Source organism: Zavarzinella sp. (genome assembly GCA_041399155.1).
Classification (GTDB): Bacteria; Planctomycetota; Planctomycetia; order Gemmatales; family Gemmataceae; genus JAWKTI01.
Genome location: JAWKTI010000003.1, coordinates 56954 through 82315, shown reverse-complemented (window position 1 = coordinate 82315; position 25362 = coordinate 56954). Strand labels below are relative to the sequence as shown.

25 protein-coding genes and 1 pseudogene are annotated in these 25362 nt (G+C 49.5%); 13 read left to right on the top strand and 13 right to left on the bottom strand.

Annotated elements, in window-relative coordinates:
- Positions 1–118: 118 nt before the first annotated feature.
- Positions 119–1153, top strand: coding sequence for a helix-turn-helix domain-containing protein (locus R3B84_14410; protein MEZ6141760.1), 1035 nt, complete (start codon positions 119–121; stop codon positions 1151–1153).
- A 103-nt stretch (positions 1154–1256) separates the two neighbouring features.
- Here R3B84_14410 and R3B84_14405 read toward each other — a convergent pair whose 3' ends face one another.
- From R3B84_14405 to pabB, 4 genes are read right to left on the bottom strand one after another with little or no spacing between them, the layout of a single operon-like run.
- The gene (locus R3B84_14405) at positions 1257–2144 is read right to left on the bottom strand and encodes a hypothetical protein (GenBank protein ID MEZ6141759.1); all 888 of its coding nucleotides are present in this window, start codon (positions 2142–2144) and stop codon (positions 1257–1259) included.
- Positions 2141–2626, bottom strand: coding sequence for a DUF447 family protein (locus tag R3B84_14400; GenBank protein ID MEZ6141758.1), 486 nt, complete (start codon positions 2624–2626; stop codon positions 2141–2143). The genes R3B84_14405 and R3B84_14400 overlap by 4 nt, the downstream gene beginning before the upstream one ends.
- Positions 2569–2727: a hypothetical protein gene (locus tag R3B84_14395; GenBank protein ID MEZ6141757.1), complete on the bottom strand. Its 159-nt coding sequence runs from the start codon at positions 2725–2727 to the stop codon at positions 2569–2571. The genes R3B84_14400 and R3B84_14395 overlap by 58 nt, the downstream gene beginning before the upstream one ends.
- A complete protein-coding gene (gene pabB, locus R3B84_14390; protein MEZ6141756.1) occupies positions 2724–4172 on the bottom strand; it encodes an aminodeoxychorismate synthase component I in 1449 nt (482 codons plus the stop codon). The genes R3B84_14395 and pabB overlap by 4 nt, the downstream gene beginning before the upstream one ends.
- A gap of 123 nt (positions 4173–4295) precedes the next feature.
- On the opposite strand from pabB, the gene R3B84_14385 reads away from it, so the two are divergent.
- The 3 genes from R3B84_14385 (at position 4296) to R3B84_14375 (ending at position 8353) form a co-directional block, all read left to right on the top strand.
- Entirely contained in the window at positions 4296–5729 is a 1434-nt protein-coding gene (locus R3B84_14385; protein ID MEZ6141755.1) for an alkaline phosphatase D family protein, read from the top strand.
- A gap of 40 nt (positions 5730–5769) precedes the next feature.
- A complete protein-coding gene (locus tag R3B84_14380) occupies positions 5770–6741 on the top strand; it encodes a prolyl oligopeptidase family serine peptidase (protein ID MEZ6141754.1) in 972 nt (323 codons plus the stop codon).
- Between the two features lie 490 nt (positions 6742–7231).
- Positions 7232–8353: a WD40 repeat domain-containing protein gene (locus R3B84_14375; protein ID MEZ6141753.1), complete on the top strand. Its 1122-nt coding sequence runs from the start codon at positions 7232–7234 to the stop codon at positions 8351–8353.
- Between the two features lie 6 nt (positions 8354–8359).
- Here R3B84_14375 and R3B84_14370 read toward each other — a convergent pair whose 3' ends face one another.
- Positions 8360–8950 carry a sigma-70 family RNA polymerase sigma factor gene (locus tag R3B84_14370; protein ID MEZ6141752.1) on the bottom strand — a complete coding sequence of 197 codons (591 nt, stop codon included), beginning with the start codon at positions 8948–8950 and terminating at the stop codon, positions 8360–8362.
- 4 nt (positions 8951–8954) lie between these two features.
- Positions 8955–9893 (bottom strand): hypothetical protein, encoded by a 939-nt coding sequence (locus tag R3B84_14365; GenBank protein MEZ6141751.1) that lies wholly within the window; start codon positions 9891–9893, stop codon positions 8955–8957.
- Positions 9894–9981: 88 nt separating this feature from the next.
- Between R3B84_14365 and R3B84_14360 the strand changes: the two genes are divergently transcribed.
- The gene (locus tag R3B84_14360) at positions 9982–10377 is read left to right on the top strand and encodes a hypothetical protein (GenBank protein ID MEZ6141750.1); all 396 of its coding nucleotides are present in this window, start codon (positions 9982–9984) and stop codon (positions 10375–10377) included.
- Between the two features lie 7 nt (positions 10378–10384).
- Positions 10385–11092, top strand: a complete 708-nt coding sequence (gene scpB / locus R3B84_14355) for an SMC-Scp complex subunit ScpB (protein MEZ6141749.1) — start codon at positions 10385–10387, stop codon at positions 11090–11092.
- 42 nt (positions 11093–11134) lie between these two features.
- On the opposite strand, the gene R3B84_14350 is transcribed toward scpB, so the two are convergent.
- The 3 genes from R3B84_14350 to R3B84_14340 form a co-directional block, all read right to left on the bottom strand.
- Positions 11135–11575 carry a VOC family protein gene (locus R3B84_14350; protein ID MEZ6141748.1) on the bottom strand — a complete coding sequence of 147 codons (441 nt, stop codon included), beginning with the start codon at positions 11573–11575 and terminating at the stop codon, positions 11135–11137.
- A 69-nt stretch (positions 11576–11644) separates the two neighbouring features.
- The gene (locus R3B84_14345) at positions 11645–12853 is read right to left on the bottom strand and encodes a DUF3754 domain-containing protein (GenBank protein ID MEZ6141747.1); all 1209 of its coding nucleotides are present in this window, start codon (positions 12851–12853) and stop codon (positions 11645–11647) included.
- 74 nt (positions 12854–12927) lie between these two features.
- A complete protein-coding gene (locus R3B84_14340) occupies positions 12928–13773 on the bottom strand; it encodes a serine/threonine-protein kinase (protein MEZ6141746.1) in 846 nt (281 codons plus the stop codon).
- A gap of 86 nt (positions 13774–13859) precedes the next feature.
- Between R3B84_14340 and R3B84_14335 the strand changes: the two are divergent.
- A pseudogene (locus R3B84_14335) lies at positions 13860–16549 on the top strand (proline dehydrogenase family protein).
- 107 nt (positions 16550–16656) lie between these two features.
- Complete coding sequence (locus tag R3B84_14330; protein MEZ6141745.1) at positions 16657–16836, top strand: aldehyde dehydrogenase family protein; 180 nt, start codon at positions 16657–16659, stop codon at positions 16834–16836.
- A 47-nt stretch (positions 16837–16883) separates the two neighbouring features.
- Here the strand turns inward: R3B84_14330 and R3B84_14325 are convergent, their stop codons facing one another.
- Entirely contained in the window at positions 16884–17858 is a 975-nt protein-coding gene (locus tag R3B84_14325; GenBank protein MEZ6141744.1) for a transposase, read from the bottom strand.
- Positions 17833–18282 carry a hypothetical protein gene (locus tag R3B84_14320; protein ID MEZ6141743.1) on the bottom strand — a complete coding sequence of 150 codons (450 nt, stop codon included), beginning with the start codon at positions 18280–18282 and terminating at the stop codon, positions 17833–17835. The genes R3B84_14325 and R3B84_14320 overlap by 26 nt, the downstream gene beginning before the upstream one ends.
- Before the next feature lie 180 nt (positions 18283–18462).
- Between R3B84_14320 and R3B84_14315 the strand changes: the two genes are divergently transcribed.
- From R3B84_14315 to R3B84_14300, 4 genes are all read left to right on the top strand, one after another.
- Positions 18463–18885, top strand: coding sequence for a hypothetical protein (locus tag R3B84_14315; GenBank protein ID MEZ6141742.1), 423 nt, complete (start codon positions 18463–18465; stop codon positions 18883–18885).
- A gap of 137 nt (positions 18886–19022) precedes the next feature.
- The gene (locus tag R3B84_14310) at positions 19023–19577 is read left to right on the top strand and encodes a hypothetical protein (protein ID MEZ6141741.1); all 555 of its coding nucleotides are present in this window, start codon (positions 19023–19025) and stop codon (positions 19575–19577) included.
- A gap of 165 nt (positions 19578–19742) precedes the next feature.
- A complete protein-coding gene (locus R3B84_14305) occupies positions 19743–20201 on the top strand; it encodes a hypothetical protein (protein MEZ6141740.1) in 459 nt (152 codons plus the stop codon).
- Between the two features lie 140 nt (positions 20202–20341).
- Complete coding sequence (locus R3B84_14300) at positions 20342–21436, top strand: hypothetical protein (protein ID MEZ6141739.1); 1095 nt, start codon at positions 20342–20344, stop codon at positions 21434–21436.
- A 248-nt stretch (positions 21437–21684) separates the two neighbouring features.
- On the opposite strand, the gene R3B84_14295 is transcribed toward R3B84_14300, so the two are convergent.
- Positions 21685–22575, bottom strand: a complete 891-nt coding sequence (locus tag R3B84_14295) for a hypothetical protein (GenBank protein ID MEZ6141738.1) — start codon at positions 22573–22575, stop codon at positions 21685–21687.
- Positions 22576–23032: 457 nt separating this feature from the next.
- On the opposite strand from R3B84_14295, the gene R3B84_14290 reads away from it, so the two are divergent.
- Positions 23033–24436: a 3' terminal RNA ribose 2'-O-methyltransferase Hen1 gene (locus R3B84_14290; protein ID MEZ6141737.1), complete on the top strand. Its 1404-nt coding sequence runs from the start codon at positions 23033–23035 to the stop codon at positions 24434–24436.
- 9 nt (positions 24437–24445) lie between these two features.
- Here R3B84_14290 and R3B84_14285 read toward each other — a convergent pair whose 3' ends face one another.
- Positions 24446–25186 (bottom strand): SLBB domain-containing protein, encoded by a 741-nt coding sequence (locus R3B84_14285; GenBank protein ID MEZ6141736.1) that lies wholly within the window; start codon positions 25184–25186, stop codon positions 24446–24448.
- Between the last annotated feature and the right edge of the window lie 176 nt (positions 25187–25362).

Genomic DNA, 25362 nt, shown 5'->3' with positions numbered 1-25362 from the left:
GATTTGACTGGAATTGCCAATCCGACTTTTTAGATGTGACAAAGCACTAGCTTGACGCATTGAATTAACGTAGATTATCTTCGTTCTGTCACTGCCGTCTATCGAAATTCCGCAAAACATGGAAAACTTACCATTTCTTGCTAATTCCGACTATCCAGGCTCACTGCCGACCGTTACGGTGGTTGAGATATGCGACCCCACGGCGATCGGGGAAAACATTGAGTTAATTGAACTGGACGCGGTGCAACTGGAATCGAGACCACTGCGGGCCCGCAGAGTCATCGTCCGACTGGGGGCAATCACCGTGATATATCACTCAACGAATTGTTCGGTTCGCACGCGCACAAGATTGTTGCCCGGTTTCATGGCTTACGTTGCCTTTGGCCCCAGTGCTGCTGGGACGCTGAATGGTTCACCGGTTGGCCCGGATCGGATGCTTGCTTGCATGCCCAACATTGAAGTGGAGTTTGTAGTTGCGGCTGGCTATGAGAGTGTGGCCTTTCTTTTGCCTCCCGACGAAATGCAGTCACAGCTCAATAGCTGGCATCAGGAAGCCGATTTTCATCTTCCACACGGTGTTGAGCTGCTCACACCATGTCCCGCAGCCGCTCACGGGCTGTATAGCTTTGGGCGCAGACTAACTGACCTTGCTGCAAGACAGCCCGAACTATTCGATCAAAACGAGACGAGAAGCGCCGCCAAGGTCGAGCTGCTTGAAACCTTGATGATGACCATCGGATCGGCCCTCCAGGTCACTCCTCCACTCCAGGACCGAACTCGGCAGGTTTACAGCCGTGTTGTGCAAGTCGCTGAGGATTACGTACTGGCGCACAACTCCGATCGTCTCTATGTAGCAGACCTATGTGAAGTGACGGGTGTGAGTGAACGGACTTTGCAGTATGCTTTCAAAGAGTTAATGGGGATGACCCCGGTCGCATACCTCACCCGGCTCCGTCTTCATCGAGTGCGACAGGCGCTGCGGGCAGCTAACCAGAACTTGACCACAGTGACGACGGAGGCCCTCAAGTGGGGCTTCTGGCACTTCGGCGATTTTTCCCATGCCTACAAGACCTGTTTCGGGGAGTTGCCATCGGAGACACTTCGGCGTGATCCAGGCGAATCGCCGCCTGCTCCCAAATATGTCAAAGAGTGACATTCTTTACTGATTCCTGAAACCTGATTCTCTTACCTGACTGAATTCCGAACTTACGCAGTGATGAATCTCGCATAATCGTAAGAGTGCATTCTTTGTCGATCTACCCCCGTTTGTGCAAGCTGAACACGGTGGGGCCCCAGGAGCTTTGCCCAACGCCACGGATGCCATTTGATCGCAGCTCTTTAATGTAAGCCTCGATCGTGGGACTGGCGTAGCGGCCACCCTGTACCGGTTCAAATAATTTCCCGCTTCGGGCGTTGAACTCGTAGACTGCTTCAGAAAACTGCTCAAAATCGTGGGCCAGCAGTGCGGGCAGCAACCCCGTAAGTACAATCCGGCAAAGGGTTTCCGTTTCCCGCAGCGAGCGTTCCACCCGTTGTAACTGTTGAAAAGCCTGCAGTTCCCGCTGGCCGTGCCACCGATCGGTCACCGGTGAGGAGTGTAATTTTACTTCCCAGTCTGCCGGAAAAGGGTAGGCATGCACCATTGGCGACAGCGTTTCTGTGGGCAGTTTGCCCGCTTCGAAGATCAGCCCCCCATGTTCAAAGCCATGCACGCCGATAGCGGAGCGCTGCCCACGTCCGATCCATGCTGCCAGTTGCTGTGGGGCAACGTGGGGAAAGCCAAGTTCCTGCACTGTGGCTGTGGCAACGGCCAGGCCCAACTGGGTGCCCACACCCAGGCCGGTGTGCTCTTCCGGGCAGGCCACTACTCGCACGTGGAGTGGCTGGGAAGTTTCTAGTCTGGCAACTACCTGCTGTGCGAAGCCCATCGCCCGTTCGGCAGATGGCCCACTGCACAGCCACGTGGGGGCTTTTTCTACTTCCACAATAATTGCGGGCTCATCAATCATCAGGCCCACACCACCAAATGCACGTATCGGTAGTATTGCAATTCCATCTACTGAAGCCCAGTAACTGCTGGTACCTGGGCTTTGCAGGTTCAGCATGCCGAAATGTAAGCGAGAGCGCGCCTGGTAGCGGGTCATAGGTCGATTCCGTGCTGGTGGCAGTATTTACGAAGAAGTGCCATGGCTTCGTGTTCCTCTGGTCCACCTGTTTTATCAACTATCACCTGCAAACGGGCCAGTTCCGTGGGAATCTCGGCTGGGCTCAGCAGGTGCAGGCGGGTGGCAATAATTGCTGCTTCGATGACCGCATGTTTCGCCCGATTGAAGCCCAGAAAATCCCCCACCTGACCGTGGTGCACCACCTGAGCATGGAGGTGGTAGCGTTCACCTTCCATTTCGACCTCTTCCACACAGAATTCGAAAAATTTGTAACAGTTTTCCAGCACATCGCCCGAAATTGAAGTTGCACCACGACAGGCAGGTGGGGGAAGCTTTATTCCAATGGCTGTTTGGGCAATCAGCAGTGCATTATCGAATACATGGAATACACCCGCCCGATTTCTTAATAAATTTTCACAAGTAGTAGAGCCTGAAAGGACGCAGCAGCAGCCATTCCCAATTTGGGGAAATTCGTGGGCCCATCGGTGCCAAACAATCCATCCGCATTTCTGGTGGTCAGCAACCCTTCCACAATAACGGTGGTGTATTCCGGGTGGTTCATGGTACAAACACCTTCAGCAAGCCCAGTGCTTTGTGCAGGGTTTCCTGATATTCCAGTTCCGGCGAGCTATCAGCAACAATGCCCCCACCAACAGGGAATTGCAACCAACCCGCCTGATAGGTGAATGTGCGGATCAGAATGTTGGTATCCATGGCACCATTGGCAGAAAGAAAACCGAGACTGCCACAATAGGCTCCACGTGCGGTGGGTTCCAGTTCGGCAATAATTTCCATTGCCCGTACTTTGGGGGCACCCGTCACAGAGCCACCCGGTAAAGTGGCCCGCAGCAGGTCAATCAGCGATTTTTCCGGTGCCAGCGTGGCACGCACCTGCGAAACAAGGTGATGCACATAACGGTACGTTTCCAACTGGCAGATTTCAGGCACGTGTATCGATCCATAAGCGGCCACACGTCCCAGATCGTTGCGAAGCAAGTCAACAATCATCACATTTTCCGCACGATCTTTGGGTGAGGCGAGCAGTTCTTTCACAATCTTCTCATTTTCTGCCGATGTGCCACCCACGGGGCGGGTGCCCTTGATGGGTCTCGTTTCAATGGTACGGTCGTTAACTGCCAGAAATCGCTCTGGAGACGCACTGAGAATCTGTGAGTGGCCAAGATCAAAAGCACCCGCAAAAGGTGCCTGATTCACCTGCCGCAAGCGACCATAAATCTCCTGCCACGGTCCGGCACTTGGAACCAGCAACCGCTGGGCCAGATTCACTTGAAAACAATCACCCGCGTGGGTGTATTCGATGCCTTGCTGAATGATTTCCCGAAACGCCTGTGGGGTAAAATTACTACGTACATTGCCCCACAGTTCAAGGGGGAAAGTTGGTGCTAAATCCTTTTCTGAAAGCAACTTAGTAAAGGTCGGCTGCTTCACAGGCTGGCAGGGCCGTTGTAGCCACGCTTGCACCTGCTGAATGCGTTTTGCAGCAGAGATTTCGCGACGAAAGCCGGGCAGGGTGCTGCAAATCAGCCAGCATCCATCGCTATTTTCGCTATTCTGGTGGTCCCACGCCAGAACCCAATCGTACCAGCCCACTGCCAGGGCGGGGGTGGCAAACTCATTCCATCGTGGGGCAGGAATTTTTTCGAAGGTGCGGTTTAGATCATAACTGAACAATCCCGCCAATCCTGTTTGAAAAGGTGGCAGGTTTGGCACCCGTTCCAATTGATTGTGATGTAATAATTGATGAAAATGCTCTAATGTGTCATCAATTGTCCGATCTTCTGCCTGGTGCTGCCACCAAGTTAAGGGGTCGGCTGTGACGTAGGAATGTCGCCCACGTTGGGGATGGCGATCGGCACTATCCAGAAACAACAGGTGGGGCAGATCGCTCAGTTTTTGGGCTGTCAGCCACGGATCGCTGCAGTCTGACAGGAAGATCCAGGCCAGGGTGTCCGTCGCGTTTGTCTGTATCCGATTCAAACGATTCACTGAATTTGATTCCGTTGCTCAAAATCTGTGCGAACAAACCACCATGGCCGCAGAAAACACCTACTGATCCCAACAAATGACTACAATAATCAATCATAGCAATTCACCACCGATGAGGGTTCAATGAACAGCTTTCGCATTTGCTGGTTCACTCTGGTAATGGCCGTGGGGGTTTCCGGTGCCGAACCAGCTATTCACCAGGCTCAGGGCGTTTTCATCGGTGAACCCACCGCAACCAGCGTACTGCTGCAAACCCGTCTGACGGCGATTGCAGGCCCCAAACTGGATGCAGAAAACGATGTTCCCGGCAGTGCGGGCGTGGGCAGATTTGAATATGGCACGTCACCGAAATTCACCGATACGAAAACAACAGAGTGGCTGCTGGCAACCGCACCGAACGACTTCATCATTCGAGCGCAAATAGCGAATCTGCAGCCATTTACAACATATTACTTCCGTTCGATCGTGGGCAAAACCGAAGCCACTGCCCAACCAGGCCAGGTGGGCCAGTTTCGCACATTGCCAGCACCCGACAGCACCGATCAGGTGAAGTTTTGCATGGGTAGTTGCATGAACTACCACTCGTTTATGTCTGGAAAAGCGAATGGCGGCGGACCTGTTACCGCCACTGCTGAAGATAAAGAACTCGGCTACCGTGTATTCAAAACGATGCATCTAAAGAACCCGGATTTTTTCATTGGAACGGGTGATATTGTTTATTACGATCACCCAGGGAATATGCCCGCAACCACTTTGCCGGAATTGCACAAAAAATGGCATGAACAGTTTCGTTTCCCGCGGTTGATGGAATTTTTTGCCCGCACACCGGCTTATTGGTCGAAAGACGACCACGATTTTCGCTTCAATGATTCCGATTTATCAGGGCAACGGCTGCCTTTGGCGAAAACGGGTATCGACCTGTTTCGGCAGCAAATGCCCATTTTTGCGGCAGATGATACGAAAACCCCTACCTATCGGACCCACCGCATTAATAAGCACCTGCAAATCTGGCTGGTGGAAGGCCGAGACTTTCGTTCTCCCATTAAAATGAAGGATGGGCCGGAAAAAAGCATCTGGGGCAAGGAGCAGCGGGATTGGCTGCAAAAAACATTACTGGCAAGTGATGCGAAGTATAAGATCCTGATCAGCCCCACCCCGATGGTGGGGCCGGATCGGGCATCGAAAAAAGACAACCACACGAATCTGAATGGTTACCGCCACGAAGCGGAGGCATTTTTTGACTGGTGCAAGGCCAACAAACAGAACAATCTGTTGATCTTCTGTGGGGATCGCCATTGGCAGTACCACAGTATCCACCCATGTGGCATCGAAGAGTTTGGCTGCGGTGCGTTAAATGATGAGAATGCGATTAGTGGCGTGAAGCCTGGCACGAAAAACAGCACCGATCCAATGGGGTTATTGAAACAGCCGTATCTGTACGATAAGCCCACCGGCGGGTTTATTTTCGTTCAACAAGCCACTGATGAGAAAATGCCCACGTTAAAGATCAGTCATTACGATGACCAGGGAAAAATATTGAATCAGTGCAAAAAATAACAGGCTCTCATTAAATGCTCATTTTTAGGATCGATTTTTCATGAAATACTCATTATTTGTTCCCGTTTTCCTGTTTGGTGCAACGATCATTTGCCAAGCTGCAGAACCGGTGCAACAGACAGTCCAGTTTCGTTCGTTGCCCACTGAAAAGCAGGTACCCGACCTGTTTCGCATGGAAAACCAGGATTTTTCCGTGAAACTACAGATCAAGCGGGAACTGCCGATCAGCAAAATTGCGGTGGGCGAAATCGAGTATCCATCAGCAGTGAAATCGCCCTACGAAGTGAATAATACCGTCTATGGCGAATATTTTCGCCCACTGGGTAAGGGGCCCCACCCTGCGGTCATAGTGTTAGACATTTTGAATGGCGATGGCAGTATTTCCCGCACAATAGCCCAAATGCTGGCCCAGAATGGCGTGGCTGGCTTGTATGTGCATATGGCGTATTACGGCCCACGCAGGCCCAAAACAGAAAAGGTACGGCTGCTCAGCACCGATATTGTGCTGACAAAGGCCGCCATTCAGCAAACGGTGAAAGATATCCGGCTGGCCACCGCCTGGTTGCAAAGTCAGCCCGAAATCGATCCGAAACGAGTGGGCATCCATGGCACCAGTCTGGGCAGTTTTATTGCCGCACTCAGTTCTGCAGCAGACCCACGCTTGTCTCGAGTGTCGCTGTTACTGGGAGGAGGGGGACTGGTGGATGCATTCTGGAAACACCCACAAGCCGCACCGTATATCAAACAGTTGGAAGATAATGGTATTACAAAGGCTTACGTCAAAGAGCAGGTCGCCCCACTCGACCCGATTACGTACGCAGAGCGACTGGGCAAGCGAGATCTTTTGATGTTAGCTGCCAGTAAAGATGATATCGTCCCACCTTCCGCTTCGCAGATGTTGTGGGAAGCAACCGGTAAGCAGAAAATCATTTGGTATGAAGCCACCCACGTCGGAGCGGCGATGCACCTGTTCTCTGTGCTGCCTGAAATCCTGAAGCACCACAAGAAGTAGAATTTTGATTATCTGTACAAGTTAATGCCTCAGTTAACATTCACCAGAAAATCCATGGAAAAATACTTTAATTTCATTGCTATTCAACTGTATGGGATTTTTGTTATTTTCAGAGTAGGTGCTGCTCTACGTAGAGACATTGGCTCTGGCTCGGTTAAACGCAGAATCCATGGCAGAGATGTCTTCTGGTAGACTTTTATCGGGTTTGCACTTTCTGGTTTTCTTGGGCCAATTTACCACAGACGTATTGATCCTTTTGCTGCAGTCGTATTAGGGTTGTTTGGTTTACTGGCAGGATGTTGCGTTGGAATGATTCATGGAGGTTTGGTAGTTCTTTTCTATAGGATGCCAGCTTATGATCCAGAAGAACGCGATACGATTGAGCAGGACTGAATTGAGTGACATCGACATATCAGAGAAAAATTCCAGGAATTGATGAAACTCTTCTGCAAACCCGCAGGTAATACTGTTGCCTAACCTGGAGTTTCGTATGAAAAGTGCGATATTATTTGCTGGAATTCTCCTGCTCTTTTTTCCCTCAGACAGCTTCACCCAGGAGCAAAAACCTGCACTGGTACTGAAGACGCGTGGGGATATTCCCTGGATTGCTTTTTCGCCTGACGGTAAATCACTGCTTTCGGCCAGTAAATTTCCCGATCGTGCAGGTGGGGAAGATCATGAACTGCAACTTTGGGATGCCACTAACGGTAAATTGATCGCCGGTCCGGTAAAAAGCGACTACATTTCAGCTTCAGGAACAATCAGTTCCGATGGCAAATTGGCTGTGACTGGTTCATTTTCTGGAGGGTGGCAATTGTGGAGCCTGCCTGATCTGAAGCCACTTCACAAAGGCGAGTGGTATCAAGGACGAGTCGATCGTATTGCTTTTTCACCTGATGGCGGTACTTTCACGGCACTTCGTGCAGACTTTCGAAAAAGATTCACAGATCCATTTAAAGCAAGCCGGGTTACCTACACAGCATATACGGTGGATACCCGACCCGGAAAAATGGTTGGAGAATCACAACCGTGGCCACGGGAACTCTGGAAAGAGGAACGCGCATCAACGCCTCGCATCAGTGAGCCAGCAGGGTGGAGTAAGGGCATGTCCCCAGCATTTGGGAATGATGGCCGACCAGTGCTGCCCACCGCAGCGGAAACGACTGCTCTGGAAGTACCAGACGATTCCGAGAACTGTGGTGGTCCCACCGCTTGTGCGATCAGCCCCAATCGCAAACTTGCCGTCAGCAGTGGGTGCAATGGCACGGTCATCATCTGGGATTACGCCAATGGCAAGCCAATTGGTAAACCGCTGACGAAAGCTGAAAATCTGCAGATCATGGAAGACGCACTGTTGTTTTCGCCAAATAGCGACAGAATTGCAGTTGTCCGAATGGTTCGCTATAGCAATCCTGAACATTTTCGACCGATCATCACCGTTTATGATGTGGAAACTCGCAACACGGTGGGGGTACCGATACAACCGGGTCGAACAAGCCTTCTCAGTGCGATGGCATTTTCACCAGATGGTGGAACCTTCGCAATTACCTTCCTACGCGTTGGTCAAGGAGATAACGAAATCCAGCTTTGGAAAGTTACTGCTGCGAAATAACGGTTGTTACTCTTCTTCCAACATGCCTTTCGCTTCTTGGCGTAGGCGGGTCAGTATGCGGGATTTGGCGATAAAGACCGCATTGGTGGAAATGCCCAGCATTTCAGCGACTTCATCGGCGGATTTTCCTTCTAGAGCAACCAGTTCAAACGCCCGCCAGGTGGTATCGGAAAATTCTCCTTTCAAGATAGTCATCAGCCGCCGAAGCACAAACTTGTCGTGCTCTGCATCCCACAGTTTGCTGGCAAAACTGTTCGGATCGGCCATTTGCTGCAGAAAATCCTGAAAATCACTCCCCCCACCGGGCTGGGGCTTGATTCGTTTTGCTTTCCAGAAATCCCGCAGACAATTGAAGGTAATCGATCGTAACCAGGTGCGGAAGGCACCCGTGCGGGAGTTGTGTTCAAAATCGGGCAGTCGACGCACCAGAACGGCGATAACTTCCTGCACCAGATCATCCGTATCGGTGGTGGGTACGGTGTATTTCCGCAACCAGGTCCGGATCAGTGGGGTGTAAATCTCCACCAGTCGTCGCCAATCAGCTTCTTGTGGGTCCTGGTGCAGGCGATCAAGCAGACTGATCGAAGTCTGATTCATGGCATTATTTTTGAATACTGAAATGGTACGGCTTTTTGTTACGATACAAATCCAGCCGCAAACGAATCTCTTTTTCTTCGCGTTTCATCCAATCCGGATCGGCCATCGCTTTTGTCTGCAGGTCGACTGCTTTCTCAAAATCGCCCACTTCGGCATACGCTGCAGCCAATGTATCGAAGTAATAGCCATCCTTAAACTTCAGTACTTCACCAGCTTTGCGGGCAATCTCAATCGCTTTTTTCCCATCACGGAGCTTGGCATCGCTGGCGATCGAGAGCACGCGGGCCTGATTGACAAACAAGCCTGGCACATCAGCATGATTTTCCAGTGCGTTGTTAATATCGTCCAGAGCTTCCTGAAACTTCCCTGTTCGCATGTAGGCTTCCGAACGATTGTACAACGCAAAGAAGTAGGTGGGGGACTTATTGAGGATGCTGGTGAACTCTTCGATTGCCTTGGAGTATTCTTTCCGTTTGTTGTACACTTCGCCACGATTATTCTTCCAGGCGATGCTGTTGGGGCTCAGTTCCACACAGCGATTGGCGAATTTTAACGCGTTGTCATAGTCGTGGATCGCCATATATGCCCAGCAAATCACTGCCACGGCCCGCTGATCGTTCTTTTCTGTTTCCAGTACTTTCAAAAAGTGATCGACCGCATCCTTTGCTTTCAGCACATCGCTCTTCTTTAGCCAGATGACTTCTGAATCGGCCTGCACCGCAACGTACTGCTCTTTTTCATCCACCACTCGTACATCAATATACCTTAGATAGGAGGGCTCTTCATCAGGCACAAATACCTGATCTGCCCGCAGGCGATAGGTCTGCACGTTCGATTCTTTGCAACACACATAATATCCGATATATTCCGATTTTGGCTTCTGCTTGGGGATCGGGGCACCCAGAACCATCGCCAGCACCAGTGCCGTAGAAGTGTGCAGCATTCTTAACTCCCTTGTTCAAATCCGTTGATGCAATTGATTGTACACGATTCAGTGCCTAAACTAAACTGTAACTTGCAGGAGCCTGTTTTTGTTTACCCCCACCAATGTGATTCTGGGTTTGAAAGTTGCGGTAGCATCAGTGACAGTGCTACTGCTTTGTTCCCTGGTTGCCCTCGCCTTTGGGCGAAAACAACTGCATGGTCGCATCAATCTGGTGTTTTTTCTGCTGACAATCACCACAGTTGTGTTTTTTGAGGTAATTATTCGCTTTATTGAACCTCAACTTACCGCAGGATTTACTACTGAAGCCCGCCGAGCGTTGAATATTCATCTCTGTTTTGCGATCCCTTCAGCATTGATTCTGCCCATCATGCTCTGGAGCGGTGCTCGGCACCGCAAGTGGCACCCTCGCCTGGGGATGGTGTTTTTTCTGATCTGGGTGGGGACATTCATCACGGGAATGCGACTGCCCCACAGTTTTTAGGTGTGCCATGCCGGACAAGGAACGTCCTGAATCTGATCCATCGACGTCACCTGATGATCTGTGGCAGATCGATCAACTGGATGATTTGCTGCAGCCAAGTTATGAGTTTGATGAGCCAATTCCCACCGATGAGGTGGTGCCAGCACCAAAAATTCCCCCACTTGATGAGAAGCCTCTCATCAATCCAGTCCCTGTGGCAGAGACCCCACCTTCGGTGGAGCGGATTATTGAAGCAATTCTCTTTGCAGGTGGGCAGCCTGTCACCCCCCCGGAGCTGATTTCACTGATCCGTGGGCTGGATGCCACGATTCTCGATTCGATGATCAAACAGTTGAACAACAGTTATCTTCGCCAGAACCGCCCGTACCGCATTGTAGATACCCGTGGGGGGCTGACGCTGCGGATTTTGCCCCGTTTCAGCGATATTCGCGACAAGATTCACGGCGGCCCACGCGAAGCCCGCCTGCACCAGAATGCACTGGATGTGTTATCGATTATTGCCTATCGCCAGCCGATCGACAAGCCAGCCATCGATAAAATTCGTGGCACCGATACCACGAATATTGTGCGGCAACTCCTCCGCTTAGGACTGATCCGCACCCACGACCGACGTGGACAGATGGAATATGAAACCACCAATCGATTTCTGGAAATTTTCCACCTGAACAGCCTTGATGACCTTCCCACACTGGGCGAGCCGAAAAAAGTATCTTAAACCCGCACCAGGCGAACGGGCGTAATTACATTCACTTTTTGATCATGCTTTCTGTTCAGCGCAGTTGAACATCCAATTGATGCCGAAGCGGTCGACCAGATTGCCAAAGTAGCTACCCCAGAACATTTCTGTCAAAGGCATAAGTATCTCACCACCTGCTGCCAGCGCATTGAAAATCCGTTCCGTTTCTACGCGGGTGTCTGGTTCCAGATTAATGTGAATATTGTTGCCGCGGGTCACCTGAAAACCCATCGATTCCGGTGCATCGGTGCCCATCAGAACATGACTACCTAAAATCACAAGCTGCACGTGCATGACCAGATCTTTATCAGCATCTGCGATAGGTGGCATATCAGGTGAAGGTGGGATGTCACTAAAACGATTAATTCCGCCTTCAAACTCCCCACCGAAGATGGTGCGGTAAAATTCAAACGCTTCTTCTGTGTGGCGTGGGAAGTTCAAATACGTGCTGACTCGAGCCATGTGAAATTCTCAATGAAAAGAAAGAATCAAATATATAACAGTATTATTATTTAATGAAAAATTAATGAATTATTGGTGGACACTGATCGAGAGCTTATCCATCTGTTGTAAAGCCTTTTCCATTGGAATCGCTCGGTAAGCATACCCGTCTTTTTCAACAAGATGAAGATTCTCTAATTTTTGGATTGCATCCGATATCTCAAAATCCACTTTCATCTTCAATTGACGTTCGAGTTCCTCTTCCACCAGGTCATCCAGTTGTTCTTCAGTCAGGGTGCGTTTTGTTTTCCACAAGTAATAATAAGCCAGCATTGCTTCGCGAATTTCCTGTTCCATCGCCTCAATAAACAGTCGGTGGAAGACGCCCGCGTTATTATCGATCCCCTGGTAGTACAAATTCTGGGTCAGTTGAAGGGTGTAAGCCGTTTTCTTGTTGGTATAACTGATGAACGATTTGTAGCTGTAGCCGGCAAACATTGCCGCAAGGCCCCAGGTTAGTGATATGGATGTGCCCAGTGCAAGATAATCTTTAATTCCAAGTAGTTTTGTTAGGACTTTGTAAAGGATCAGCCCCACCCCAGAGGCAATGGGATAAACGATCAGCCCCTTGTCCAGTTTGGTCAGGCGGATGCGGGTGCCTGGCATCACCATTTCAATGTCCATCTTGGGCATATCTTTCAACATTTTCAGATATACCGAGTTGGTATCTGCATACTTTTTGTAGCGTGAATTGGGCTTGAGCTTCAGCATGACCACTAGGCGGGAATACTGTTCCACCTTCACGGTTTTCGGAAACCACAGGCGGTACCACTTGCGGATTTCGCGGGTGCCCACGGTATCGCCACGGTAATAAATTTCGATGTGGTCGAAAATATCCCAGTTCACGTGCATGTCGAGGCCCCAGAAGCTGCGGCCTTTGAACAATTCTGCAGCATTTTCACGTGGGAGTAGACGATAGTTTGCTTTTTCGAGCAAATGGCGTACCGATTCATAAAATTTTGGCTGCAATTGATCCCGTTCTGAATCGCTCATCGGCACCAATGGCACAGTATCTGCATCTGGATCGAACGGTGCGTACGATTCGCTGACTTCCGCCATCTGATCACGGAATAAGTTGGTGTAGTGCACTTCCAGCAGCTTCGCGAATCGCCGAAAGTCTTCTGCCTGATCTGCTGGCAAGCTTTGTGGTTCGGTGCTGCCGCGTCCCGTAACAAGAAAATCAACCAGTTCCGGCAAACGAATGGGAATGAAATGTTCGCGGTCGAGATACTCAGCCATGGAGGCACCCTAAATTAGCGTTTCTCTAAGTCATTCTGATATTTCGCAGAGCGATTTACCACAATTTTCGCGGATTATTCTTCTGTTTCGTAGATCGGAGTTCCCATTTCATCTGCAATCTTCTTTAATTCTTCAAAAACATCCACCATTCGCTGTGGGCGTTTTTCAGGTTTGAACTTCAAACAGGCATGAATCAGGTCGCACAGCGATTTGGGCACCGCTTTGTTTAATTCCTGTACCGGTTTCAGCATCGTGTGGAATGTTTTTGCCGACAAAATCATGTTCGGATCAGACGATAACGACAGTGGGGGCAATTCGTGGGTGGTCAGGCGATACATTGTCGCACCGAAATTGTAAATATCGGTCGTTTCGTTAATCGTTTTTTCGGCTGCCGTTTCGGGTGCCATGTACTCCGGCGTTCCCTGAATCCGGTCTTTGGTCTCCCCTTTAATCCAGGAAAGGCCGTAATCGATGATTTTGACTTCGCCACGCTTACCGTAAAGAATGTTGCCCGGTTTCAAATCGGCGTGAAAAACGCCACGTCGGTGCATGTGAACCAACCCCGCAGCCACCTGGGCAAAGATCGCCCCTAATTGTCCCAGTGGCACGATGGTGGTGTCCAGTGGTTTGGCATTCAGATATTCAATCAATAATTCGACTTTCTTGATTTTAATGAAGAGGCTTTTGCGGAATTCTAATGAGTAAATCTTAATGAGATTTGGATGAGAAAGCATCTGGGCCACTTTATACTCGTGTTTGGCCTGTTCAATGTACTTAGCATCATCCGCATCCTCGATCGGAATCATTTTCAGAGCGTATTCCCGGTTGTCCTCTTCCCGCCGAATGTGAAAGATGGTGCTGTTTGCTCCTTTTCCTAAAGGCGCGATAATTTGGTATTTTCCAATTTTTTTCGCACTCATTCGACGTATTCCCCACTCGGTGAAAACTATTAATTAGCTAAGACAGTGTATAGCAGATCGAAGCAAGTAGAAAGAATGAGGTAAGAATGTCCGCTGATTTGGAACACCGCACCCAGGCGTATGGCAGGGAAATCTTTGCCCGCGTGGATGCCAGTGGTGCCGCTGTGTTCACGCCTGGCTGGTTCGACCAGCAATTGATGAACTGGACAATGAGTGCCGAAGGGCTGAAAGTTCAGTTGTTTCGTTTTGTGGATGCCTTACCTCGATTGACAGACCCCGCCGCAATAACATCCCACCTGAAGGAAGATCTGGGCGAGGCGGGCGATGAGGTGCCGTGGCTTATTCGTCATGGTGTCAAATGGCTGCCGTCACGTGGCCCTGCAGCCCGTTTATTGGCCTGGTTTGCGAAAGCAAACGCCCGCCACCTGGCACGCCGGTTTATTGTGGGTTCCAGTGTTCCGGAAGCAATCCAGGCCGTCAAGTCTCTGCGGGATCTGAAATTTGCCTTCACTGTCGATTTGCTGGGTGAAGCCACCATCACCGAGGCAGAAGCGGATGCAGTGCAGCAGCAATATGTCGACCTGCTGCACGGCCTGACCGATTGCATCAACCAACTTCCCGAAATTGAAATCATCGATCGCGATCATCTTGGGCCGATCCCACGGGTGAACGTTTCTGTGAAATTGTCCGCACTGTACAGCCAGTTCGACCCGATTGATCCGGAAGGCACCACCCGTGCGGTGCTGAGCCGCCTGCGACCGATTATGAAACAGGCGAAAAATCAGGGTGCATTTGTCAATTTCGACATGGAGCAGCACAGCTTCAAAGATACCACGCTACATATTTTCCGCACAGTTCTGGATGAGCCGGAATTTCGCGATTGGCCCCACGTGGGGATCGCCATGCAGGCTTACCTGCGGGATACCGAACATGATCTGCAGGAACTGCTCTCGTGGGTGAAACAGCGGGGCACCAGTGTCTGGATTCGGCTGGTGAAGGGTGCCTACTGGGATTACGAAACGATTATCGCCGCCCAAAACGATTGGCCGGTGCCCGTTTGGGGCCAGAAGTGGGAATCCGATGCTTGTTTTGAGCGGTGTGCCCACTTTTTATTAGAAAATTATGAATGGTTGCGACCCGCTTTTGGCAGCCACAACGTGCGTAGTATCGCCTACACACTGGCGACCGCAGAAAAGCTAAATGTCCCACCGAACGCCTATGAATACCAGATGCTCTATGGCATGGGCGAGGAGTTTAAGGATTCCATTGCCTCTTTTGACCGTCGCGTTCGCATTTATGCACCTTATGGCGAACTGTTGCCCGGTATGGCTTATCTCGTCCGCCGGCTGCTTGAAAATACCTCTAACGAATCATTTATCCGTGTCAGTCAGGCCGGGTCGATCCCGGAACATAGGTTACTGATGAATCCCACTGAAGCAAAACAGAAGAAAACTACCGAATTCGACTCCCACGGTGCGGCAAATGCCCACCATAGCACCACTTTTCGCAACGAACCCCTGCGGGATTTTTCGTTGGAAAAGCCCCGCCTGGCCATGGCATCCGCCTTGCAACAGGTCCGGAACCAGTTTGGCAAGCAATACCCCATTGTGATTGGTGGGAAGCCACTCGAATCGGGTGCGTGGCTGGATTCGAAAAATCCGTCCCAGCAGGAAGATCTGGTGGGCAGAGTCGCACTGGCAACGGTGGAACAGGCCAATCTAGCTGTTCAAACAGCCGAACAAGCGTTAGAATCATGGCGAACCACGCCAGTTGCCGCCCGCGCAGATCTGCTTCGCAGTGCGGCCAAGGTCATGCAGAAACGCCACTTCGAGTTATCGGCCTGGATTGTGTTCGAATCTGGCAAATCGTGGCGCGAAGCCGACGCCGATGTGGCAGAAGCGATCGATTTCTGCAATTACTACGCACTGGAAATGGAACGCCTGGAACACCATCATCGGCGGGATGTGCCTGGCGAAGACAATTACATGATTTACGAACCACGTGGGGTGGCGGCGATCATTTCCCGTGGAACTTCCCACTGGCAATCCTGTGTGGGATGACTGCTGCCGCACTGGCAGCGGGCAATACCACCATCATGAAGCCCGCCGAACAAACCCCGGTGGTCGCCGCACAATTGATGCAAGTCTTTACTGAGGCAGGGTTTCCGGCAGGAGTTGTCAATTTTCTCCCTGGGCAGGGCGAAGTGGTGGGGCCGGTTCTGGTCAACCACCCCGACGTGGCGGTGATTGCATTCACCGGTTCGCTGCAAGTGGGCTTAAATATCAACCAGTCTGCCGCACAGATTTTGCCGGAACAGCACTTTGTGAAACGGGTCATTGCCGAAATGGGTGGCAAAAACGCGATCATTGTCGATTCCGATGCCGATCTGGACGAAGCGGTGAAAGGCGTCGTCGACAGTGCCTTTGGCTACCAGGGGCAGAAATGTTCTGCGGGTAGTCGGGCGATTGTGCTGGAAGCAAACTACGACATTTTTGTGCAACGGGTGATTGAAGCCACAAAAAGCCTGACGATGGGCCCCGCCAGCGATGCCGGATCGGCAATTGGCCCAGTGATCGATGAAGAAGCCCGCCAGCGGATACTGGGGATGATCGAAGTAGGCAAATCCGAAGCCAAATCTTTTTTTGCACCAGAAACTGGCGATTGGGACAAAAAGGGCTTTTACGTTGCTCCCCACGTTTTTGTGGATGTGCCCCCCACCGCACGGATTGCACAGGAAGAGATCTTTGGCCCGGTGCTGTCCATTATCCGCGTGAAGGACCTTGAAGAAGCGTTAAAGGTGGCAAACGGCACCAAATACGCGCTGACCGGGGGCTTTATTCCCGCAGCCCACGGAATATCGAAACGATCAAGCAGCGTTTCCGCGTGGGCAATCTGTATATCAATCGCAAAATCACCGGTGCCCTGGTCGACCGCCAGCCATTCGGTGGGTTTAAACTGTCAGGAATTGGTTCTAAGGCCGGCGGCCCGGATTATTTACTGCAATTCCTGCTCCCACGCACCATTACGGAAAACACCATGCGCCGAGGCTTCGCCCCGGAATAGGTAAACCATGCAGCTTATACCCACCATTGATGTGAAGGTCTTGGACATCATTTTTTTGCTCGCTTCATCACCCTAAAGACTGAATCGTGGCAAGTTGTCTGTTTCAGTTTTTGGGGTTTTGGATTTGGAATTTTTGTAGGATCTGTACGCCCTACTTTGCTTTTTGCCCACTTCTTTTTCCACAGATTGCCCAATAATTCAGTTAGTCTTTCTAATATCCCCACTTCTTGTTTGATCCCTTGAAGCAGCATCTGCACATCGCGCGTTCGAAGCAATCGCGTTGCGGCCATCACCTCATCTCGGATATCTCGCCAGAGCATTTCGCCAGATACTTCATCTATTTTCTTTCCGTTTCCGACCGAAATATGCCATTTGATTGCTTCTGTAATGTTAAATAAAATGAGGCAAAGCGATGCTTGTATTAAACCAGCCTCTGGACTGGTACCTATCAAGTGACGCAACTGAAACACTTTTGTAATCGTCGCGTATACACGCTCAATATCCCAACGATAGCGATATATCTCTGCGATGTCGTCTGCAGGGTATCGTTTCGAATCGGTCAGGTCTGTTAGTAGTTGTATCTGCACTTTATCGCGGATAATGCTCAGTCGGCGTACTGCGATCAATTTCGTATTCTTTTGACTTGTGATCCAGCCATGTTCTTCGATAAGTTTTCGGCCATATCGGTCTTTGCCAATTCTCGCTGGTTTTTCCGGATCTTGAATAAATTGGGTAATGCTTGCAACTCGTAAAACAAAATGGCACCCGTCATCCTTGATCATTGCAATATGCTTGTAGAAACCATAGCATCGATCCGCCACAATTAATTTCTCGCCGCAATGGTCTTTCAGCTGTTGCAAAAGTGGAGCTAACAAGGTAGTTTCACTTGCTTCTCCATCCAATTCCGAAGCCATTTCCATTACCAGACCAGTACTCAGATTCACTGCAACAAGTGCTTTCCTCCAAGCAATTTTGATGCATTTTGCTTGCTTATTCTTAAAGGAAGAAGCGCCGCATCGTATGCTTAATTACTTTGCCATCAACGGCGACAACAGTAAGTTTGCAAAGAGATTTTAATTTAGAAGTCATTTTTCTTGGCAAAAGCTTTGAAATAGCCCGATAGGAATGCGAAAGGAGCCCCGCCCCAACCTCTGGCGGCATATGCGCTAATTTGTCATAAAACGCTTTGAGCGATGTAGGCAATTCACCGTTTTCAGATGCATCGATCAGACGAGCCCTGGCAGAGTGATCGGGAGAAATCAGTGAATCTCGCAACAATTGGAAAAATGAAGAGAATGTCAAAATACGAGTGTAGGTGCGTCCACGATTTGATTGATAGATCGCTTCAAGCGTATTATTTTGGAAAATGTCATCAAGCATGAGGAAAGCGGCTTCGGCTAAAGGTAGGCGTGATAAAGCCTCTGAAGCGAATGAATTTGAAGTCATCTGTCAATCCTTGACAAAACATAAAACCTTACTCTTAAAGAACTTAGCCAAATCCTCCCAGCAGTTCAAGACCTTCACACCAATGGCTTATACCCACCCCGTCATTCTCACGCAGGCCCGAATCCATAGCCGCAGCGTATGCAAGTGTTCGAGATGCAAAAGTTTTAGTTAAATTGAAGTATGTTTACATTTAATAAAATCAATCATGTACTTAATTTACATCATGATAATCCTTTATTCTGGTCAGAAATTGGCTTGGATGTTTGCATAGAATCATGCAAAAATATTGAAGATGATGATTGGAATCGATTTCACAAGAACTGGTACCAAGCAAATCCCGAATGGCAGCTCAGATTTGCAAATCTGCTAGGTTTTAGTGATTCAAATAAGGCCTTGCCATTATTGCTAGAATTTATTTGCAAGGCACCTGATAGGGTTGGGTTTGAAATAATTGACTCACTTAAAGAATTTCCTCTGGAGCAAGTATTACAATTGATCACTGAAAAAGAACTAAATACAATTTACCGATTATATTCTTCAAGTACAGGATTAGAAAAGATGGCTATGGAATATTTTTTAAGCCAATTACAGCCTAACAAATAACACTTGCTGAAATCTTTATTTATATCTATAGCCTTCAAAGTGTGCGATTGGAGCAGGAATCGCTTCGTATTCACTTTCGCGATTCTGCTCAGTTGCGGATTAGTTCGGCCGTATATGGCTTCCATTGGGTGTAGAAAATGTCGATCCGTGCCTCTCTGTATGTTGGTTCTGGAGCTAAAGCTAAGGCGGTCTCCGAAGCGAAAACTTGGCTTCCCTTACTCTGGTTGGCTCTGCCGTCGGCAGACGATGTTGCCCGTGGCATCAAGACTGGTTGTATCGAATCCCAACGGGCGGAAGCGGTTAAACGGTTGACTACCGCGCTGCCCTTCTTTGAAGGACTATTCCCGGAGTTTTCACAACTCCCGGAGTATGCAAGTGAGTTGCTGGCCATCCTGCGTCGATCTCGCTCCGCAACGATTACCATCGAGATGGGTGATCACTTCGCAATCGCGGAGGACACGTTTCCCGTCGCACTCACGACAACCGTTGGGGCCATTGAGGCCAGAGACCCAAAATGTTCGCTCAACGTCCCGGCGAGGGAAATCGCTAATCCCTTCGGGGGCAAGCCACTCACTATCAAGGAGCTAAAGTTGATAAACACACGCGATGTGGTGTCTTTCACCGCTGGGATCAACCTCGCGACGAAGGAGAAGGACATCATTCGGGATTATTTGGTGGGGTATCTGGGGTAGCACTACAGAGCAAAGCCAGCCACAGGCCGGATTAACGGGTCCGCGATTGAGCATAAACTAAGTTTTACGGCCGCAGGCGCCTAACCTGTTATTGGTCCGGGTCGCATTGTAAGCACTCCACGCTATACTTAATCCCGGACCGCACCAGTCCGCACAGGAGGCACCATGCCAGTCGGTTATTCAGGGACACCCTTACTTAAGAAACTTGGCATTGGGCCAGGAACGCAGCTCGCAGTGTTAGGTAAACCCAAAGAGTACGAGTCGCTACTTGGCGAGTTGCCACCAGACAGCGTGATTCAGTCCGAGCCGAACACTGATACAACACTTGTACATGCCTTTGTCACTGAACGTCTCGACCTCGAATCTCTGTTGAAACAACTGCTCGAAGAACTGGCAGACACGGTTCCTGTTTGGATCTCATGGCCGAAGAAGTCATCCAAAGTACCAACGACTATTACGGAAAATGTCATCCGAGATGTGGCACTTCCACTTGGTTTTGTGGACATCAAGGTCTGTGCCGTTTCAGAGGTCTGGTCTGCCCTCAAGTTGGTCGTACGCAAGGAATTGAGAGGGACCATTGTGGCCAAACCCAATGTTAACGCAAAGCGAAAAAAGCAGGCTTAACAGATTTGCGATCCAGGATAAACTAAAGTTGACGGCTAAAGGTGAGCGATTGGAGCAGGAATCGCTTTTATTCAATCCGCAACTCTGCTCAATCGCGAATTACTAACATGGAAATTAACACCGCTATCAATTGAGGCTGCATGAACTACTGGACCGATTTATTCACTCCCGAAACTTATGAAGCCTTCACTCAATCAGATAGGATGGTATCTGGGTTTCGCGAGACACAACGTGGCATGGCTGAACGTGTTCGTATTGGAGACAAGTTTGTCTGCTACATGGTTCGTATGTCACGTTGGATTGGTGTTCTGGAAGTGCTTGAAGGCCCTTTTGTCGATAAGACACCACTATTCTTGCCTGAAGATGATCCTTTCATCATCCGATTCAAAGTGTCACCCACCGTTTGGCTTCCACTTGAACAAACCATACCTATCCAGGATGACAGTGTCTTTTCTCGGCTCACGTTCACGCGGAACGTCGAAGATGGTGGATATTGGCTCGGCCCCCTACGCAGAAGTCTGCAGAAACTTGACGTTCAAGATGGTCAATTTCTGAATGAACTTCTGATTCGGCAAGCTAAGGAGAAACTCCCATTCGACGTTGACCTTGAACATTATGAACGCGCTCTCAAACGGCGTATCCAGCGTCCTGAAGGTTCCGTAGTTGTCACTGTTCCCGATGACAACTTAGAAACTGAAGAAGTTGCCCAAACTACAACTGATCGCGAGTCCATTCGCGTCCAGGCAGATCTTTGCCGAATCGGTGAAGCAATGGGACTAAAAATTTGGCTTCCTGCCGGTGATCGATCACGTGTTGCCGAACATTGGAAACCCCAAACAGGTGTGCTGCTGGATCGCCTACCGTTGAATTATGATGAGACGACGCTTGATACAGTCAAGCGAATCGATGTCCTCTGGCTAAAAGGTCGTTCTATCACTCGCGCTTTCGAGGTTGAACACACTACTGCTATTTATTCAGGACTACTACGTATGGCGGATTTATGCGCGTTGTTGCCAAATATTAACGTGTCACTTCATATAGTCGCACCTGAATCAAGACGCGACAAAGTATTCCAAGAAATTACTCGCCCTGTATTTTCTCTGCTCGAACATTCGCCGCTGTCTGAACGATGCACATATTTGTCGTATGGTAGTGTGCGTGAACTTGTAGATTTGCAATACTTGTCTCACACAACCGATTCCGTGCTAGACGAGTTTGTGGAGTACGCTGAATAGAGCTAATTTAATACTATGCTACACAGTGTGCCTCGGAAGCATGTGCTTATGAAATTAAAATATGTTCAAATGCCATTGCGAGCGATATTGTCTCAATTTCAATTGAGAATTATTGTGAATTGCAATTTTTTCTGGATCTTTAACCCGGTGGATTGTTAAAGGATTTTTTGTTTCAAGATTATGAACAAAGTTCAATAATTTTTTCAATAGATTCTTAGGCGAGTACGAATTCGTATCTGAACAAGCACTTACCGGCCGACGGTTTGGGACTGGTACATCAGGGTCATGTGCTGGCGGAAGTGGGGCAACGCATCTGGCACGTGGGTCTTCAGGCGTGGCCACAACTGGCCATTAAAATCTTCATCCTGGAACTCTCGCAGGTAACTCAGCAGGATATTTTTGGCTTTTTCATTGCCACGCAGCATCCAGTGTACCCAGGCCCACGATTGCTGGTACTGTAATCGCCCCATCTGGTCGACGGTGCTGAGCGATTCCAGTTCCGGCAGATTCGCACCCGCCTGCTGGTGGGCCAATTCAAACAGGTGGTTCACATTGTTACCGTGGGCGGCATCGGGTAGTTCGTAATATTCTGCCAGTCCCTCATCCAGCCAGATGGGCACCGATTTGAGCGTGCTGTGCAGCAGTGCGTGGGTGACTTCGTGTCGCAGATCCTGCCGAATCTTTTCGCTGTGGTAAACATACACCATCAACTCTGGATCCGCACCTGCAGTGCGTTTTTTCTTCACAAAAAACGCCCGCCGTAGTGGATAACCATTGTAATGGTGGGACATGTAATTTTCGTATCCCGCCCGATCGCTGAACAGATAGATATTCACCAGATTATTCGAAGGTGGCAGGCGTAATTCTCGGAAAACCTGTTCGCGTAATTCGCTTAACTCCTGAATCAGTGGGGAGTTAGGATTGATTGGTACGTCGCTGTGGAAGATAAATTGCGAGGCACGCAGGGCACCTGCTTTGCCGGGTTCATCTGGCACACTGCCACGAAATGTGGGGGCTTCAATCCGCTGGTCTGCACCATTTTTTGACCATTTGTTGTTCGAACAGCCAAATGAGCATCCCACGATCACCATCAAAGCGAAGGTGAACATGCGGCACGGTAGGTGGGGGAAGCTTTTCAAGGGTTCTTACCACGGAAGCAGGATTGTAATAACTACCAATCCGAAATTTACCAGCCCACTTTTTTGGTAGTTGACTTTTTCCATCGGTTGCTGCAATTTCCGTTCTCCAATGCGAATGAGATGGGCGATCTGCTTTGAAGCGGATCAAAATGCAAAATCGTTGCAATTTGCCTGTAATTGCCAAATTACTGCGAAAAGAAGTTCTAAATTGATGAGTTAATTTTCATTTTTTTCTCCGCCATTTCACGCTTTTTCCCACCTTTTTCTAATTTTGTGAAAAATTCTGGAGCATTTGTGGGTGTTCGTGGATATATATTATATGTGAAATAAATTACATGTTTATTTCCTGAATCCACCATCAAGGATTCTGAAACCTTGGTGCAAGCGAACAACTGGCAACGTTTGACGTCCTTGTAACAGCCTGCTCAACCGGAAGTAATGAAATGGAAGAGAAAAGATGCACCTGACCATTACCGTACATATGGATAATCCGGGCGACCTGGGATATCTGCTGCAAAAACACCCCGCCCGCGTCCAACAGTTTCAAGTTTCCCGGGCGGTGCTTGCCCACCTGTTTTTCAGCAACCAGACGGCAACTCAGATTACTGCCCACCTGGTGCTGGATATCGACCCGATTTTACTGGTGAATATGTTCCGGGAAAATCCAGTAGGTAAGGAGGTCTTTGAAAACTACGTCAATGATCGCCCTTATGTCAGTTCATCACTGATGAGCGTGGCGATTGCTCAGGTGCTGGGTTCTGCTCTGAACGGCCAGTGTAAACAACGCCCAGAGCTGGTGGAACAACCATTCAGACTGGAAGCAAAGCTATCCACGGTACCATGTCGAGGTGGACCAGACCGTGTCCATGAATTGTTTGCTCCACTGGGTTATGAACTGGAATTGGTGCAGCATCTGATGGACGATAACCACCCGGAATATGGGGTGTCGCCGTATGTTTCCATTACGATGCGTGCAGTGACGACTGTTCGGGAACTGCTTAGTCATTTGTATATTCTGATTCCCGTACTGGATGTGCGGAAGCACTATTGGATTGGCGAAGACGAGATCGACAAGATCAAGCGTCACGGTGCAGGCTGGCTGGAAAATCATCCCCACTACGAACAGATCGTGCGGCGTTACCTGGGTAACCACACACGTTTGGTAAATGCCGCAATCGAATCTTCTGAGTCTGAAGAAGGCACCGAGGAACGTCAGGACGCTCCTGCAGAAGTGCAGAAAGATAAATTGTATCTGCACGATCTTCGCCTGGATACGATTACGCACCATCTACAGCGACTGGGCATTCAACGATTAGTCGACATGGGCTGTGGGGAAGGGAAGTTATTGAAACGCCTGTTGGCACTCCCACAGATTACTGAAGTAGTGGGTGTTGATTATTCGGTTCGAGCACTGACCATTGCCCAAAAACGATGTCGGCATCTGGTGCGAAGTGAAGCGAATCGCCTGCAGTTATTGCAGGGAAGTGCCACGTTTTGCGACGAGCGTTTGCAGGGGTACGATGCCTTAGTTGCTGTCGAAGTAATTGAGCACCTGGAACCTACTCAGGTGGGGGCATTTGAAGCAGTGACATTTCGCATGACAGCACCACGCCATGTGCTGATAACCACACCCAACCGAGAATACAACCAACTGTATCAACAGTTACCGGAAGGCAAACTGAGGCACACAGACCACCGATTTGAATGGACTCGCGGGGAATTCGAACAGTGGGTGAATCGTGTATCGGAGCAATTCGGTTACACCAGCGAGATACATCCGATTGGCCCTGAAGATGAACGGGTGGGAGCACCCAGCCAAATGGCAATCTTTACCAGGCTGAAGATTAATGAAGCTGGTTAGGTTCGATTGTTATCGCCAGCGATCAAAGTTGAAGAAGGAATCCAGCATACTTCGAGAACCCACATAGATCCGATCGCCTGGGCGAAGCTGGTAATTACTGGCACCAGCACCTAGACGGACGATTTCGCCATAGTCGATTTGCATTACCTGGCCGGGGCCATCACCTGCCGGCCGCACCAGAATGATATCTCGCCAGGAGGAACGATCTGTCAGCCCACCAGCATTAATTAAACCGTCAAGTACGGTTTCGTTACCATTTAAGGTGTATTTTCCAGGAGTGGTTACTTCGCCCTGCACATAGTAAACGGCACCCAGTCTGTTCACAACACGCACATCGATAAAGCCAGGGTCTTCATTTTCCTTGCCTTTTTCTTTCTGGTAGGCGGTTTTCACAATCGCACGGATTTCTTCTTCAAGCTGGTGAACTGTTTTGCCTGCAGCAACCACCATGTTATATTTTCCGAGGTCGATTTTGCCGTCTGGCCCAATGGTGTGGTCGGCAGAGATACGTACGTTCGAATCAATATCGACGGGTAGAATCAACAACCCATCGCCCGGCTCCAGGATGTAGGTGGTCAACCAGGCTTTGTAATGTTCGCGGGGATAATCGATATTCTGGCATTCACGCTGAGCAATTGCTTTTTCACCAAGTGGGAAGCGATCTGGAAAAAAAGATAAACCACCACCAGAGATGCAGCCAGTCAACATAAGTGTCGCAATGGCTAACTGCACCGACGCAAGCAAACGCATGACAACCCCGTTGAAAAGTAAATGCATCTCTAGTGAAATCGGCAGGTGGAGCACGAAACTTGAGTGTACTTATGGAAAAATCGGTAAATTTTCCCCAGCTTACGCCAGACGGGGCGATTTTCACGCCAAATAGATCAGATTTGTGTGCAAAATTTGCAAATTCACAAAAAATATAC